14 protein-coding genes are annotated in these 13,622 nt (G+C 70.7%); 8 read left to right on the top strand and 6 right to left on the bottom strand.

The window, feature by feature from the left end; genetic code table 11:
* Window positions 1-13 precede the first annotated feature (13 nt).
* Both AB0M93_RS36970 and AB0M93_RS36965 read right to left on the bottom strand, forming a co-directional pair.
* Entirely contained in the window at window positions 14-880 is an 867-nt protein-coding gene (locus AB0M93_RS36970) for a substrate-binding domain-containing protein (protein WP_364282829.1), read from the bottom strand.
* A gap of 69 nt (window positions 881-949) precedes the next feature.
* Complete coding sequence (locus AB0M93_RS36965; protein ID WP_364282826.1) at window positions 950-1,987, bottom strand: LacI family DNA-binding transcriptional regulator; 1,038 nt, start codon at window positions 1,985-1,987, stop codon at window positions 950-952.
* A 108-nt stretch (window positions 1,988-2,095) separates the two neighbouring features.
* On the opposite strand from AB0M93_RS36965, the gene AB0M93_RS36960 reads away from it, so the two are divergent.
* The 8 genes from AB0M93_RS36960 to AB0M93_RS36925 all read left to right on the top strand — a co-directional run bounded on the left by AB0M93_RS36960 (window position 2,096) and on the right by AB0M93_RS36925 (window position 8,761).
* Complete coding sequence (locus tag AB0M93_RS36960; RefSeq protein ID WP_364282823.1) at window positions 2,096-3,112, top strand: substrate-binding domain-containing protein; 1,017 nt, start codon at window positions 2,096-2,098, stop codon at window positions 3,110-3,112.
* Complete coding sequence (locus AB0M93_RS36955) at window positions 3,109-4,098, top strand: ABC transporter permease (protein WP_364282820.1); 990 nt, start codon at window positions 3,109-3,111, stop codon at window positions 4,096-4,098. Before AB0M93_RS36960 ends, AB0M93_RS36955 begins: the two co-directional genes overlap by 4 nt.
* Window positions 4,095-4,904: an ATP-binding cassette domain-containing protein gene (locus tag AB0M93_RS36950; protein ID WP_285987298.1), complete on the top strand. Its 810-nt coding sequence runs from the start codon at window positions 4,095-4,097 to the stop codon at window positions 4,902-4,904. The genes AB0M93_RS36955 and AB0M93_RS36950 overlap by 4 nt, the downstream gene beginning before the upstream one ends.
* Window positions 4,905-4,906: 2 nt before the next feature.
* Window positions 4,907-5,734: a PfkB family carbohydrate kinase gene (locus AB0M93_RS36945; RefSeq protein WP_364283037.1), complete on the top strand. Its 828-nt coding sequence runs from the start codon at window positions 4,907-4,909 to the stop codon at window positions 5,732-5,734.
* Window positions 5,731-6,366 (top strand): nucleoside/nucleotide kinase family protein, encoded by a 636-nt coding sequence (locus tag AB0M93_RS36940; RefSeq protein ID WP_013230842.1) that lies wholly within the window; start codon window positions 5,731-5,733, stop codon window positions 6,364-6,366. Before AB0M93_RS36945 ends, AB0M93_RS36940 begins: the two co-directional genes overlap by 4 nt.
* Entirely contained in the window at window positions 6,363-7,103 is a 741-nt protein-coding gene (locus AB0M93_RS36935) for an SDR family oxidoreductase (protein ID WP_364282817.1), read from the top strand. The genes AB0M93_RS36940 and AB0M93_RS36935 overlap by 4 nt, the downstream gene beginning before the upstream one ends.
* Before the next feature lie 72 nt (window positions 7,104-7,175).
* Window positions 7,176-8,192 (top strand): 2OG-Fe(II) oxygenase family protein, encoded by a 1,017-nt coding sequence (locus AB0M93_RS36930; RefSeq protein ID WP_364282814.1) that lies wholly within the window; start codon window positions 7,176-7,178, stop codon window positions 8,190-8,192.
* Between the two features lie 155 nt (window positions 8,193-8,347).
* Entirely contained in the window at window positions 8,348-8,761 is a 414-nt protein-coding gene (locus AB0M93_RS36925) for a VOC family protein (protein ID WP_364282811.1), read from the top strand.
* A 3-nt stretch (window positions 8,762-8,764) separates the two neighbouring features.
* On the opposite strand, the gene AB0M93_RS36920 is transcribed toward AB0M93_RS36925, so the two are convergent.
* The 4 genes from AB0M93_RS36920 to AB0M93_RS36905 form a co-directional block, all read right to left on the bottom strand.
* Window positions 8,765-9,439 (bottom strand): DedA family protein, encoded by a 675-nt coding sequence (locus AB0M93_RS36920; protein ID WP_364282808.1) that lies wholly within the window; start codon window positions 9,437-9,439, stop codon window positions 8,765-8,767.
* Between the two features lie 130 nt (window positions 9,440-9,569).
* Window positions 9,570-10,391: a YceI family protein gene (locus tag AB0M93_RS36915; RefSeq protein ID WP_364282806.1), complete on the bottom strand. Its 822-nt coding sequence runs from the start codon at window positions 10,389-10,391 to the stop codon at window positions 9,570-9,572.
* The gene (locus AB0M93_RS36910; protein WP_364282803.1) at window positions 10,388-12,976 is read right to left on the bottom strand and encodes an MFS transporter; all 2,589 of its coding nucleotides are present in this window, start codon (window positions 12,974-12,976) and stop codon (window positions 10,388-10,390) included. The genes AB0M93_RS36915 and AB0M93_RS36910 overlap by 4 nt, the downstream gene beginning before the upstream one ends.
* Window positions 12,973-13,503: a MarR family transcriptional regulator gene (locus AB0M93_RS36905; protein WP_364282800.1), complete on the bottom strand. Its 531-nt coding sequence runs from the start codon at window positions 13,501-13,503 to the stop codon at window positions 12,973-12,975. Before AB0M93_RS36905 ends, AB0M93_RS36910 begins: the two co-directional genes overlap by 4 nt.
* Between the last annotated feature and the right edge of the window lie 119 nt (window positions 13,504-13,622).

The following is a 13,622-nucleotide window of genomic DNA, read 5'->3' as shown; positions in this document are numbered from 1 at the left end:
GCCACTCACGACCTCAGCAGCCGCAGGAAGCGCCGTGGAGGAACTTCGGGGTCAGCCAGACCGACTCCGGTGGCCGGTCCGGGTCCGCCATGCGGGACATCAGCAGCTGGACCGCCCGCCGGCCCAGGTCCGCGACCGGCTGGACCAGCGTTGTCACCGCCGGGCTCACCCGGCGGGCCCAGTCCATGTCGCCGTAGCCCACCACCGCCAGCTCCGAGCCGATGCGGATGCCGCGGCGGTGGGCCTCGTACTGGACGCCCACCAGCATCGACTCGTCCGCCACCACCAGCGCCGTCGGGGAGGGCCAGCCGTCCAGGAGCTTGGCCGTGGCCCGGGTGGCGCCGCCCGCGTTCGAAAACCCGCACTCCACCAGCTCGCGGTTGAAGCGCAGGCCCGCCTGCTCCAGGCCCAGCCGGTAGCCGCGGACGCGCTCGCGGCTGACCTCCAGGCTCTCGTCCCCCGAAACCAGGCCGATCTTGCGGTGGCGGCGAGAGGTCAGGTGCCGGACCAGCGACGCCACCGCGTGCACGTTCTCCGTGCCCACCTGGTCGACGTCGTTGCGCGCGGCCACCCGGTCCACCAGCACCGTCGGCACGCCCATCCGGACCAGCCCGTTGATCACCGCTTCGTCGCCGGCCGAGGGGACCAGCAGCACGCCGTCCACCAGGTCGGCCCGCAGCGCGCGCACCACCTCGGCCTCTTCGCTGCCGGTGTCGCCGGTGTCGGCCAGCACGACGTCGCACCCCGCCTGCGCGGCGGCCGCCCTGATCGCGCGCACCAGCTCACCCGAGTACGGGTTCGCGGTCACACCCATCGCGACGCCGATCCGGTAGGTGACCGGGGGGTCCCACAACCGGAGCTCCGGCGAAAGTGCGGTCATAAGCCCTCGCAGACGCTCAGCGGAAACGTATCCGCTGAACGGCCGTACGGAGGTGTCAGGAACCCAGATTCACTGAAGTGAGTGAACCGGTGGGCAGCCGCACGACTCACGGTGACGCAGGGTGGGTGCGAGCCGGACCGTCTCGGCCTTGCGCGCCGGGTCGTTGATCCGGGCCAGCAGCAGCCGCACCGCCTGCCGGCCGATCTCCTCGATCGGCTGCGCCATCGTCGTCAGCGGCGGGTCGACCAGGTCCGCCCACTCGACGTCGTCGTAGACCACCACCGGCAGGTCACGCCCGATCCGCAGCCCGCGGCGGCGCGCCTCGTGCAGCACCCCGACCATCATGCTGTCGTTCCCGACGACCAGCGCCGTCGGCGGCTCGGGCAGCGCCAGCAACGTGCTCAACGCCAGCACGCCGCCCTCGCGCGAGGAGTTTCCGCAGGCCACGAGCTCGGACGACCAGGTGAGCCCGGACCGGCCCAGCCCCAGCCGGTAGCCGAGCACCCGCTCCTCGCTCGTCGACAACCCGGGCACGCCGCTGATCATCCCGATCCGCCGGTGCCCGAGCGTCGCCAGGTGCGCGGTCAGTGCCGACGTCGCCTGGATGTTCTCCGAGCCGACCTGGTCGACGTCGGTGCGGGTGGACAGCCGGTCGATCAGCACCGTCGGCACGTCCAGCGACACCAGCTCGCCGATCACCGGGCCGTCGCCGGGTGCCGGGGTGATCAGCAGGCCGTCGACGCGACGGGAGCGCAGCGCCCGCACGGTGTCACGTTCCGTGTCCGCCGCGTCGTGGGTGTCGGCCAGCAGGACGGTGTAGCCGTGCGCCGACGCCTCCCGCTCGATCGCCTGCATCAACGTCGCGAAGTACGGGTTGGCCACCAGCGAGATCGCCATCCCGATCGACCGCGTCCCCCCGGTGACCAGCGAACGCGCGATCGCGTCGCCGGTGTAGCCGGTCGACTCGATCGCCCGCAGCACCGCCGCCTTGGTGTCCTCGGCGACCGCGCGCGTCCCGTTCACCACGTGCGAGACGGTCGTGATCGAGACACCCGCGAGCTCGGCGATGTCCCGCTGGGTCGGCCGCGAAGATCTCGGCTGAGGCATACCAGTCCTTCCCGGCAAGCGTTTGCGCAAACGCTTGCGTCCTCGCAGCAGTCTGTCTACCTTCCGGTCCATCGGCAAGCCTCGAACCGGAACAAAGGGTGGGAACCCATGAGACAGCGAAGTCTCACCGCACTCACGCTGGCCGCCGTCCTCGCCGCGACGACCGGGTGCACGGTCGAACGCCACTGGGGCGGCAACACCAACACGGGCGGGAGCGGCAAGGCGAAGGTCGGCCTGGTCACCAAGACCGACACCAACCCCTACTTCGTCGAACTCCGCAACGCCGCCAGAGCGGCCGCGCAGGCCAACGGCGCCGACTTCAGCGCGCTCGCCGGCCAGTTCGACGGCGACAACGACGGCCAGGTCCGCGCCATCGAGAACCTCCGCCAGCAGGGCGCGAACACCATCCTGATCACGCCCAGCTCGTCCACCGGCGTGCTCAAGGCGATCAAGGACGCCCGCGACGCCGGGGTGCTGGTCATCGCCCTCGACACCGCCACCGAACCGGCCGACGCGGTCGACGCCACCTTCGCCACCGACAACTTCGCGGCCGGCGAGCAGCAGGGCGCCTACGTCAAGGCCGCGCTCAAGGGCGTCCCGCCCAAGCTGCTGATGGTCGACGGGACCGCCGGCAGCTCGGTCGACACCCAGCGCCACACCGGGTTCCTCAAGGGCATCGGCCTCACCGACGGCTCGCCGGAGATCAAGGGCCACACCGCGGCCAACGGCGACCAGAGCCTCGCCCAGCAGGGCATGGAGAACCTGCTGCAGCGCAGCACCGACATCAACGCCGTCTACTCGATGAACGAGCCGATGGGCCGCGGCGCGTACGCGGCGCTGAAGGCCCGCGGGCTCACCGGCCAGATCGTCATGGGCTCGATCGACGGCGGCTGCGAAGGCGTCCAGAACGTCAAGGACGGCCAGTTCGCCGCCACCGTCATGCAGTTCCCGAAGAAGATGGCCGAGCAGGGCGTCCTCGCCGCCGTCGAGTACGCCAAGACCGGCAAGAAGCCGTCCGGCTTCGTGAACACCGGCTCCGCCGTGATCACCGACAAGCCCCTGCCCGGCATCGAGAGCCACGACTCGGCCTGGGGCCTGCAGAACTGCTGGGGAGGCGCGAAATGACGACAGCAGTGGCAACGAAGGAACGTGAATCGCTCGGCGACTTCCTGCTCCGCGCCCCCGCGGTCGGCCCGGCGCTCGCGCTGGTCGTCGCGATCGTGGTGTTCTCGCTGGCCACGGACACGTTCTTCGACCTCGACAACCTGTCCACAGTGGTCCAGCAGTCGCTCGTCGTCGGGACGCTCGCGCTGGGCCAGACGCTCGTCATCCTGATCGCGGGCATCGACCTGTCCAACGCGGCCTCGATGGTCGTCGCGACGCTGATCATGGCGAAGCTCGCCGCGGCCGACACCAACGGTTTCGTCGCGCTGCTGGCCGGGGTGGTGCTGACGATCATCGTCGGCCTCTTCATCGGCGGCCTCGCGACGCGGATCAAGCTCCCGGCGTTCATCATCACGCTCGGCACGTTCACCATGCTGACCGCGGTGTCGAAGCTGATCGCCGGCGGCCAGGCCGTCCCGGTGACCGACGGGGTGCTGCAGTGGCTCGGCACCAAGCGCTACCTGTTCGGCGGCATCCCGATCACCTACGGCATGACGCTGGCGCTGCTGATGTACCTCGGCGTCTGGTACGCGCTGACGAAAACCGCGTGGGGCAAGCACGTCTACGCGGTCGGCAACGCGCCGGAGTCCGCGCGGCTGTCCGGGATCAAGGTCAACCGCACGGTGCTGTCGGTCTACATCGTGGCCGGGCTGACCTTCGGCATCGCCGCCTGGCAGGCGCTCGGCCGGACGCCGAACGCCGACCCGAACCAGTTCCAGCTCGGCAACCTCGACTCGATCACCGCCGTCGTCCTCGGCGGCACGAGCCTCTTCGGCGGCCGCGGCTCGGTGCTTGGGACGCTGATGGGCGCGCTGGTCGTGGCGGTGCTGCGGTCGGGCCTCACGCAGATGAACGTCGACGGCAACTACCAGGACCTCGCCACCGGCGCCCTCCTGATCGCCGCCGTCGTGGTGGACCGGATCGCGAGGAGGCAGCAGCAGTCATGAGTGAACCCATCCTGCAAGCTCGCGGACTGGTCAAGCGCTACGGCCGCGTGACCGCCATCGACGGCGCGGACTTCGACCTGCTGCCCGGCGAGGTGCTCGCCGTGGTCGGCGACAACGGCGCCGGCAAGTCGTCACTCATCAAAACCCTGTCCGGCGCGGTGATCCCCGACGAAGGCGAGATCAAAGTGGACGGCAAGACCGTCCATTTCAAGTCCCCTTTGGACGCCCGGCACTACGGCATCGAGACGGTGTACCAGGACCTCGCCGTCGCGCCCGCGCTCGACATCGCGTCGAACATGTTCCTGGGCCGGGAAAAGCGCCTCAAGGGGCCGCTCGGGCTGTTCCGCAAGCTCGACACCGCCACCATGCGGTCGGAGGCGCAGCGGATCCTCGACGAGCTGGGCATCAACATCAAGTCCATCAGCCAGCCCGTCGAGACGCTGTCGGGTGGTCAGCGCCAGGGTGTCGCGGTGGCGCGCGCGGCCGCGTTCGGCACCAAGGCCGTGATCATGGACGAGCCCACCGCCGCGCTCGGCGTCGCCGAGTCCGGCAAGGTGCTCGACCTGATCGGCCGGATCCGCGACCGCGGCCTGCCGGTGGTGCTGATCAGCCACAACATGCCGCACGTGTTCGACATCGCCGACCGCATCCACGTGCACCGCCTCGGCAAGCGCGTCGCGGTCGTCTCACCGAAGACGCACTCGATGAACCAGGTCGTCGGCCTGCTCACGGGCGCGTTGCGGCTCAACGAGAACGGCGAAGTCGAAGAGGCCGCCGCGGCGACCCACGTGGCCGGCTTGAAGTGAAGGTGCTGCTGGCGGGCCTGTGCACCGTGGACGTCGTCCAGCGGGTCGAGGAGCTTCCGGCGCCGGGCGAGAAGGTGCAGTCACTGCAGGTGGACGTCGCGGCCGGGGGGCCCGCGACGAACGCCGCGGTGACGGCGGCCGCGCTCGGCGCCGAGGCGACCCTGCTGACCGTCCTCGGGGCACACCCGCTGGCCGCGCTCGCCCGCGCCGACCTGGAGTCCCACGGCGTCCGGCTGATCGATCTCGCCCCCGACCTGCCGGACCCGCCCCCGGTCAGCGCGGCCACCGTCCGCACCCGTGACGGCGAGCGCACGGTCGTCTCCCGCAACGCCGCCGAGCGGCACTTTCACGTGAAAGTGCCCCTTCTGGCAGCGGATGTTGTTTTGCTGGACGGGCACTACCCGGGGCTTGCGCTGGCGGTCGCGAAGGGAGCGGAGGCGCCGGTCGTGCTCGACGCCGGGAGCTGGAAGCCCGTGCTCGACGAGCTGCTGCCCCTGGTGGACATCGCCGCCTGCTCCGCCCACTTCCGCGCGCCGGAACCCGGCCTGCACGAGCGCGGCGTCCCGACCGTCATCACCACGGCGGGCCCCGGCCCGGTGCGCTGGTCCACTGCGGACGGCGGCTCGGGTGAGGTGGCTGTGCCCGCGGTGCAAGCGCGGGACACACTAGGAGCGGGCGACGTCTGGCACGGCGCGCTCGCCGTGGCCGTGGCACGCGAACGGACGGTGACGGACCGGATCCGCTTCGCCAACGAGGTGGCCGCCGAACGGGTGCGGCATGTGGGACCGCGGTCGTGGACGACCGCGATCGCAGGAAGGAACAGGACATGACGGCGTTCGACGACCTGCTGGCCAGGGCCGAGGGGCTGACCGTGCGCGGGCAGCGCAACGTGCTCGGCATCATCGGCTCGCCCGCGTCCGGCAAGACCACGCTCGCCTGGGCGCTGGCCAACGCACTCGGCTCGCGCGCCGCGGTGGTCGGCATGGACGGCTTCCACCTCGCGCAGGTCGAGCTGCGCCGGCTGGGCCGCACCGAGCGCAAGGGCGCCCCGGACACGTTCGACGCCGCGGGCTACTACCACCTGATCCGCCGCCTCGCCGAAGGCCGCGAAACGGTGTACGCGCCGGAGTTCCGCCGCGAGATCGAGGAGCCCATCGCCGGGGCCGTCGCGGTCCCGCCGGAGGTCCAGCTCGTCATCACCGAGGGCAACTACCTGCTGCTGCCGGACGACCCGTGGAGCGCGATCCGGCCGCTGCTCACCGAGGCCTGGTTCCTCGCCCCGGACGAGCCCGAGCGCATCGAACGGCTCGTGTCGCGCCACCGCCGCTACGGCCGGTCGCTGGTCGAAGCCCGGCAGCGCGCGCTCGGCTCGGACCAGCGCAACGCCGACCTGATCTCGCAGACGCGCGATCGCGCCGACCTGGTGCTGGAGAACCTGCCGCTGGCGAACTTCGCGATTTGACCCTCGTCGTCACCGGCGGCAGCCGCGGGATCGGCGCGGCGATCTGCGCGCTGGCCGCCGCCCGCGGCTACGACGTCGTCGTCAACTACTCGGGTGACGCCGCGCCCGCCGAAGCCGTCGCCGAGCGGGTGCGTGCCTCCGGACGGCAGGCGCTGGCGTTCCGCGCGGACGTCTCCGACGAGGACGACGTCCGCGCGCTGTTCGACGCGGCCGCCGAGCTGGGGCCGGTGACCGGCCTGGTCAACAACGCGGCGATCACCGGCAACACCCCGGGCCGGCTCGAGGACTACGCGGTCGACGTCGTGCGGCGCACCCTCGACGTCAACGTCACCGGGGTGTTCCTGTGCTGCCGCGAGGCGGTCCGCCGGATGTCCACCCGCCACGGCGGCGACGGCGGCGCGATCGTCAACATCTCGTCGACGGCCGCGCGCACCGGCTCGGCCGGGGAGTGGGTGCACTACGCCGCGTCGAAGGCCGCCGTCGACACGCTGACCTTCGGGCTCGCGCAGGAGGTCGCCGCCGACGGGATCCGGGTCAACTCGGTCCGGCCGGGCATGGTCGACACCGGCCTGCACGCGGCCGCGGGTTTGCCGGACCGGATGGCGAAGTACGCGCCGCAGATTCCGCTGGGCCGGCCTGGGCGGCCGGCGGAAATCGCCGAAGCCGTGTTGTTCCTGCTCTCGAAGGCGTCGTCGTTCACGACGGGTGCGGTGCTGGAGGCCGGCGGGGGCCGCTGATCCTTGTGAACCGGCATTTCCCGGCTTTCGTGTGGTGAGCGTTCCCCACCACCGCGCGAAAGGTGAACAACCATGCGTACGTTCGAGCTGCCCGGATCCGTGGGCGGGCGGACCGTCGATCGGATCCTGGGCCGTCAGCTGGTCCGGACCTGGGAGACCGACGGCATCTTCCAGGTCGCGGCCACCGAAGAGCAGGACCGGATCGCCCGGGAAGCGCTCGCCGAGAGCCGCCGGTTCTTCGCCCGGTCGCTCCCCGAAAAGGCGAAGTTCGTCAGCGACCTGACCTACAGCGGGTACATCGCTTCGGGTGAAGAGGTGACCGCGGGCGAAGCCGACTTCTCCGAGATCTTCACCATCTGCCCGGACATCCCGCTCGGCGATCCCCGCGTCACCGGCAGCTGGCCGTGCCACGGGCCGGTGCCCTGGCCGGACGACAGCTACCGGTCGGCGATGATGGCCCACCTCCGGGAGGTCGGGAGCATCGGCGAGAAGCTGCTGCAGCTCGTCGCGCTCGGCCTGGGCGTCGAGATCGACCGGCTGACCCGGCTCACCCGCGAGGGCTGGCACCACATGCGCGTGCTGCGGTTCCCGGCCCGGTCCGCGACCACCGAACGCGGGATCGGCGCGCACACCGACTACGGACTGCTCGTGATCGCCGCGCAGGACGACGTCGGCGGGCTGTCCATCCGGCCGCCGGTGCCCGGGGAGCACCGCAACCGCAACTGGCTGCCGGGGGAGAGCACGGCCGGGATGTACCAGGACGACGAACCGTGGCACTTCGTCGAGCCCGAGCCCGGCGTGTTCACCGTCTTTCCCGGCGACATCCTGCAGTTCCTCACCGGCGGCCGCCTCCTGTCGACCCCGCACAAGGTCCGCCTCGCCACCCGGGAGCGGTACACGCTGGCGTACTTCCACGAGCCGTCGTTCGGCACCACCGTCCGGCCACTGGCGGGTGGCGAGGAGGTCATCTACTACGGAACGCACTTCACGAACATGTTCACCCGCTGTTACCCGGACCGGGTGACGACCCGGCGCATCGAGCGCGAAGGACGGCTGGCCGTGCTGGATCGTATCCGTGACCCGAAGTAAGGAGGTCGTCGCTGTCCGTGGGTTTTGTCCGCCTGCTGAGACGGCCGGAGACGGCGAGATCACGATCGGACGGGGAACTTGGTCACTCGCGTTTTGCGCGTCGAACGCTGTGCAACTCTGGGAAGCCGCCACCCGAAAGGACGGCTTCGGAAGCCATGGCCAAACTCATGTCCGTGCACCACCTCGCGCTCACCGTGACCGACGTGGACCGCAGCGTGCCGTGGTACGTGCGTGTCCTCGACCTCGAGGAGGTCACCCGGCGCGAAGAGCCGGACACGGGGCTGCGCAAGGTAGTCCTGCGTTCGGCCGGTGACGAGTTCTCCGTGGTCTTGGTGCAGCACGCGGACACCGGCCGGCGCGGGTTCGACGAGCGCCGGACCGGCCTGGACCACGTCGCGTTCCGCGTGCACTCGGCCGCCGAGCTGGCCGAATGGGAATGCCGGCTCGAGGAGTTCGGCGTCTCCTACCAGCCGGTCGCGCCGTCCCGCACGTTCGAAGGCTCGCGCGTGATCGTCTTCCGCGACCCGGACGGCATCCAGCTCGAGATCTGGACCGACCCGCAGCTCTGAGCGTCAGGCGCGGGCGTTGCTGTCGTCCCGCTCGTCCACCGGGCGCCGCATCTCCTGGCGGTAGCGCAACACGCCGTAGCCCGTGCCGAACACGAAGAACGCGACGCTGATCCACAGCGCCGCCGTCTTCAGCCACGGCAGCGCGTCCAGCAGGCCGGCGCCGTAGTAGCCGAGCAGCACCAGCGTCGGCACCCAGAGCAGGCCGCCGAGCGCGGTCGCCGCCATGAACCGGCGCGGGTCCATCCGGGCCGCGCCGGCGATCAGCGGGGCCAGCGTGCGGATCCAGGGGATCCACCGGGCCGCCACGATCGCGAAGAAGCCCTTGCGGTCCAGGAACCGTTGGGCGCGCTCGAGGTTGTGGCGGTTCAGCACCTTGCCGTCGCGCCGCGCGATGAGTTTCGTCCCGCTGCCGCGGCCGATGTAGTACCCGATCTGGTTGCCGAGGACGGCGACGATCAGCGCGGCTCCCGACAGGAACCACGCGTTGGCGTCCGAACCGTGCTGCGCCAGCACCACGCCCGCTCCGAACAGGAGCGAATCGCCGGGCAGGAACAGCCCGATGATCAGCGCGCACTCGACCAGCACGAAGCTCAGCACGATCACCCAGACGAGCAGCGGTCCGGCGGTGTCCAGCCAGCTCACGCCGACGCCCGCGGCCTCGGTGCTCACGACGTTCACACGCCGAGCCTACGTGGCCCAGGTGAACGGCCCGCGGCGAACGGTCGAATCGGGCTCGCCGGAAGTTTCAGCTTGCACGAACGGTGAAGGCCCCCTCACCCAGTGGTGAGAGGGCCTCCGGCCGTGAACCTCAGAACTGCGGCAGCGTCTCGCCCTGCACCGCTTCGACGTCCAGCTCGACCTTCACGGTCGTGCCGACCGCCGCCACCCCGGCGCGGACCATCGCGCTGTAGTTGATCGCGAAGTCGTTCCGGTGCAGCGTCGTCTCGGCGTGGAACGCGACGCGCACGCCGCCCCACGGGTCCGGGCCCCAGCCGCCGTAGGTCAGCTCGAGCTCGATCTCGCGGCGCTCGCCGTGCAGCGTCAGCTCGCCCAGCAGCGTCCACGAGTCCGTACCGCGCCGGCGCAGCCCGGTGCTGGTGAACGTGATCACCGGGTGCACGTCGACGTCGAGGAAGTCCGGCGAGCGCAGGTGGTCGTCGCGCATCTTGATGCCGGTCTCGATGCTCGCCGCCTTGATCTCGGCGTGCACCGACGACCGCTCGGCCGGGCGGCCGATGTCGATCCGGCCCGAGACGTCCGGGAACCGCGCCTTGATGCTCGCGATGCCCAGGTGCCGGGCGGTCGCGACCACCGACGAGTGGATCGGGTCGATCACCCACGGCCCGGCGGGCGGCAGCTCGATCGCCTCGGCGACCGGGGCCAGCACGACGTCGCCGAGCGAGCCGCTGCCGTCCGAGGCGATCTGCGCCGTCCGGGCGACCGGGCTGTACCCGGCCGCCGTGACGACGGCGGTGTAGACACCCGGCGCGAGCGCGTCGGTGACGACCTCGCCGCGGACGTCGGCCGCCTGGCGGGCGACCTGCCGCCCGGCCGGGTCGGTGACGGTGAGCATCGCGTGCTCGACCACCCAGCCCTCGGCCGTGCGGAAGGTCGCGCGCAAGCCGCTCATGACCGGTCGACCAGCTCGTCGAGGGCCTGGTCGTAGCTCAGCCGGACGTCGTGGTCCGCTTCGCCGCCGGTGAGCTCCACCTGGCTGGTCGCCGGCGGGTAGCCGCTCGCGACCACGGTGTACGCCCCCGCGGGCAGGTCGCTGACCACGTACCGGCCTTCGCCGTCGGTCCGCGCGACCGCGGCCACGTTGCCTTCGGCGTCGAGCACGGTGATCCGCGCGTCCGGCACGATCCGGTCACCCTCGGTCCGCGCGGTGCCGGACAGCAGCACCGAGCTGGCGAGCTCGACGTCGTGGCGCAGGACGCCGCTGTCGGGCACGGTGAGCGTCAGCGCGACGGGCCGGTAGCCCGCGCCGCTGGCGACCAGGGTGTAGGCCCCGGCGCCGACCCCGACGAAGGCGTAGGTGCCGTCGGTGGTCGTGATGAACGCGCCGTTCACCTCGCCCCGGCCGTCGGTCAGCGTCACCGTCACGTTCGGCAGCGGGTCACCGGTGGCGGCCGCCCGGACGGTGCCGGTGAGCTCGCCGGACCCGGTGAGCGTGACGTCGACCGTCGCCGGCCCGTTGCTGATCACGACGCTGGAGGCCTGCGGCTGGTGGCCGTGCGCGGACACGATCAGCACGTACGCGCCCGGGCCCTGGCTGGGCACCGAGTAGCTGCCGTCGGCGGCCCCGGTCGCCCGCGCGACCTGGCGGCCGCGCTGGTCGATCAGGGTCAGCGCGGCACCGGACACGTGGCTGCCGTCCTGGCGCCGGATGTGCCCGGTCACCGGCACGCCACCGGCGCCGACGGGGACGTCGATCCCGGCGTCCGCGATGGAGTTCGTGATCGGCAGCGCGCCGGACACGGCCTGGTAGTCGCCGTGCCCGTTGGTGCTCAGCGCGTGCTTGCCACCGCCGACGAGTGCCGGCTCGCGGTCGGCCGGGCGGACCGGCTCGACGATCTCGGTCGGCTCGTCGGCGTGGTCGTCCGCCTCGAGCAGCGCCTCGCCGCCCTCCATGGCCGCCGCGGCGGGGGCCGCGTTGGTCAGCGGGATCTCCTTCATGAACAGGAGGACCACCGTCGCCAGCAGGGCCACCGCACCGGCGATGTAGAACACCGTGGTGATCGAGTCGGTGAAGCCGATCAGGATCGGCGTCTTGATCGCCTCCGGCAGCGTCTGGATCACGCTGGTGTTCTCGGACAGGTTGCCGACGCTCGCGCCGGCGCCGGCCGGAAGCTGACCGCCGAACGCCTTCGTGATGTTCGGCATCAGCGTGTTGAACAGGACGGTCAGGAAGATCGCGACACCGGCGGTACCACCGATCTGGCGGAAGAACGTCGCCGACGCGGTCGAGACGCCCATGTCGCTGCGCGGGCCCGCGTTCTGCACCGCGATGATCAGCGTCTGCATGCACTGACCGAGGCCGAGGCCGATGATGGCCGCCGCGACCAGCGGGTGCCACACCGGCGAGTCGTATTCGACCTGCGCGAAGAAGAACGCGCCGGCGGCGATCATGAGGGTGCCCACGATCGGGAAGACCTTGTAGCGACCGGTCTTGCCGGTGATCCGCCCGGAGACGATCGAGCTGGTCATGATGCCCGCCATCAGCGGCAGCATCAGCAGCCCGGATTCGGTCGGCGTGTAGCCCTGCACGACCTGCATGAACTGCGGGATCATGGTGATCGCACCGAACATCGCGACACCGACGATGACACCACCGATGATCGCCACGGTGAACGTCGAGTTCTTGAACAGCCGCAGCGGGATCAGCGCGGCGTCCTGCATCCACCGTTCGACCGCGATGAACGCGATCACGCCGACGCCGCCGACGACGTAGCAGAGGATCGACTTGCCGTCGCCCCAGCCCCACTTCTGGCCCTGCTCGGCGACGATCAGGAACGGCACGACCGCGACGACCAGAGCGAGGGCGCCCCACCAGTCGATCTTGTGCTTCTGCGGGATGTGCGGCACGTTCAGCACCCGGGCGACGACGAACAGCGCGAGGATGCCGATCGGGACGTTGATCAGGAAGACCCAGCGCCAGCCGTGGATGTCGTAGCCGAAGATGCTGCCGGCGTGCTCGATGCCGGCGAAGAAGCCGCCCAGCACCGGGCCCAGCACGGTGGACAGGCCGAACACCGCGAGGATGTAGCCCTGGTACTTGGCCCGTTCCCGTGGCGGCACGATGTCGCCGAGGATGGTCATGGCCAGCGACATCAGGCCGCCGGCGCCGAGGCCCTGCACCGCGCGGAACGCGGCCAGCTGGTACATCGACTGCGCGAAGGCCGAGGCCAGCGAACCGACGACGAAGATCGTGATCGCGGCCAGGTAGAACGGCTTGCGGCCGTAGATGTCGGACAGCTTGCCGTAGATCGGCGTGACGATCGTCGAGGTGATCAGGTACGCCGTGGTCGCCCAGGCCTGCAGGTCGAAGCCGTGCAGGTCGTTGGCGATCTTGACGATCGACGTGCCGACGATCGTCTGGTCGAGCGCGGCGAGGAACATGCCGCACATCAGGCCGCTCAGGATCGTGACGATCTGGCGGTGGCTCAGCCGTGGTGGTTCTTTCGCCACGATCGGTTGTTCGACGGTGGTGCTCATGCGTTGGCCCCCTTGGCCGGTGCACCGGCGGACGCGTGGGCGTCGGCCAGCTGTGGAGAGTGGTTCTCGATACCTGTGTTGAGCCGGGCGAAGAGGCGGTTCAGGGTCCGGACGTCCCCGTCGGTCCAGTCCCCGAGCACTTCGGCCAGCCACTGGTTGCGCTGCTTGCGGTTCTCTTCGAACACCCGCATGCCCTCGGTCGTCGGCGCGAGCAGGCAGGCCCGCCCGTCTTCCGGGTCGGCCTGCCGCTCGACCAGGCCGTGCTGGACGAGCGAGCTCGACTGCCTGCTGATCGTCGAGATCTCGGAGTGGAGTGACTCGGCGAGCCGGCTGGTGCGCTGCGGGCCCTCGTGGATGAGGGTGAAGAGGATCGCGTAGGCCGCCCGCTCGATACCGTCGGGACCCTGCTTGGACACCTGGGACTTCGCCTTGTTGATCAGGCGGACCAGGCGCACGAGCTCGTGCCCGAGCTGGTCGGCGAGGTCCAGCTCGGCTTTGGGCCGGGTGGCGGAGCTGTTCGGTGCCATGGGTGTGTCCTTCACGGCGTTGGTTGGCGGCTGCAACTAGTTGCCTCAGGCAAGGATGTGCCCTCACTAGCGGTTATGCAAGCGGAGTACCTCGCGATGTGGCACAACACACTTTAGTT

The sequence above is a fragment of the Amycolatopsis sp. NPDC051102 genome, assembly GCF_040682815.1.
Lineage (GTDB): Bacteria > Actinomycetota > Actinomycetes > Mycobacteriales > Pseudonocardiaceae > Amycolatopsis.
This window is presented reverse-complemented; position numbering and strand designations above follow the sequence as displayed.

Bases quoted from the DNA above. Each gene is read 5' to 3' on its own strand.
- AB0M93_RS36970 (WP_364282829.1), bottom strand. From the start codon at position 880: ATGACCGCACTTTCGCCGGAGCTCCGGTTGTGGGACCCCCCGGTCACC.
- AB0M93_RS36965 (WP_364282826.1), bottom strand. From the start codon at position 1,987: ATGCCTCAGCCGAGATCTTCGCGGCCGACCCAGCGGGACATCGCCGAG.
- AB0M93_RS36960 (WP_364282823.1), top strand. From the start codon at position 2,096: ATGAGACAGCGAAGTCTCACCGCACTCACGCTGGCCGCCGTCCTCGCC.
- AB0M93_RS36955 (WP_364282820.1), top strand. From the start codon at position 3,109: ATGACGACAGCAGTGGCAACGAAGGAACGTGAATCGCTCGGCGACTTC.
- AB0M93_RS36950 (WP_285987298.1), top strand. From the start codon at position 4,095: ATGAGTGAACCCATCCTGCAAGCTCGCGGACTGGTCAAGCGCTACGGC.
- AB0M93_RS36940 (WP_013230842.1), top strand. From the start codon at position 5,731: ATGACGGCGTTCGACGACCTGCTGGCCAGGGCCGAGGGGCTGACCGTG.
- AB0M93_RS36930 (WP_364282814.1), top strand. From the start codon at position 7,176: ATGCGTACGTTCGAGCTGCCCGGATCCGTGGGCGGGCGGACCGTCGAT.
- AB0M93_RS36925 (WP_364282811.1), top strand. From the start codon at position 8,348: ATGGCCAAACTCATGTCCGTGCACCACCTCGCGCTCACCGTGACCGAC.
- AB0M93_RS36915 (WP_364282806.1), bottom strand. From the start codon at position 10,391: ATGAGCGGCTTGCGCGCGACCTTCCGCACGGCCGAGGGCTGGGTGGTC.
- AB0M93_RS36910 (WP_364282803.1), bottom strand. From the start codon at position 12,976: ATGAGCACCACCGTCGAACAACCGATCGTGGCGAAAGAACCACCACGG.
- AB0M93_RS36905 (WP_364282800.1), bottom strand. From the start codon at position 13,503: ATGGCACCGAACAGCTCCGCCACCCGGCCCAAAGCCGAGCTGGACCTC.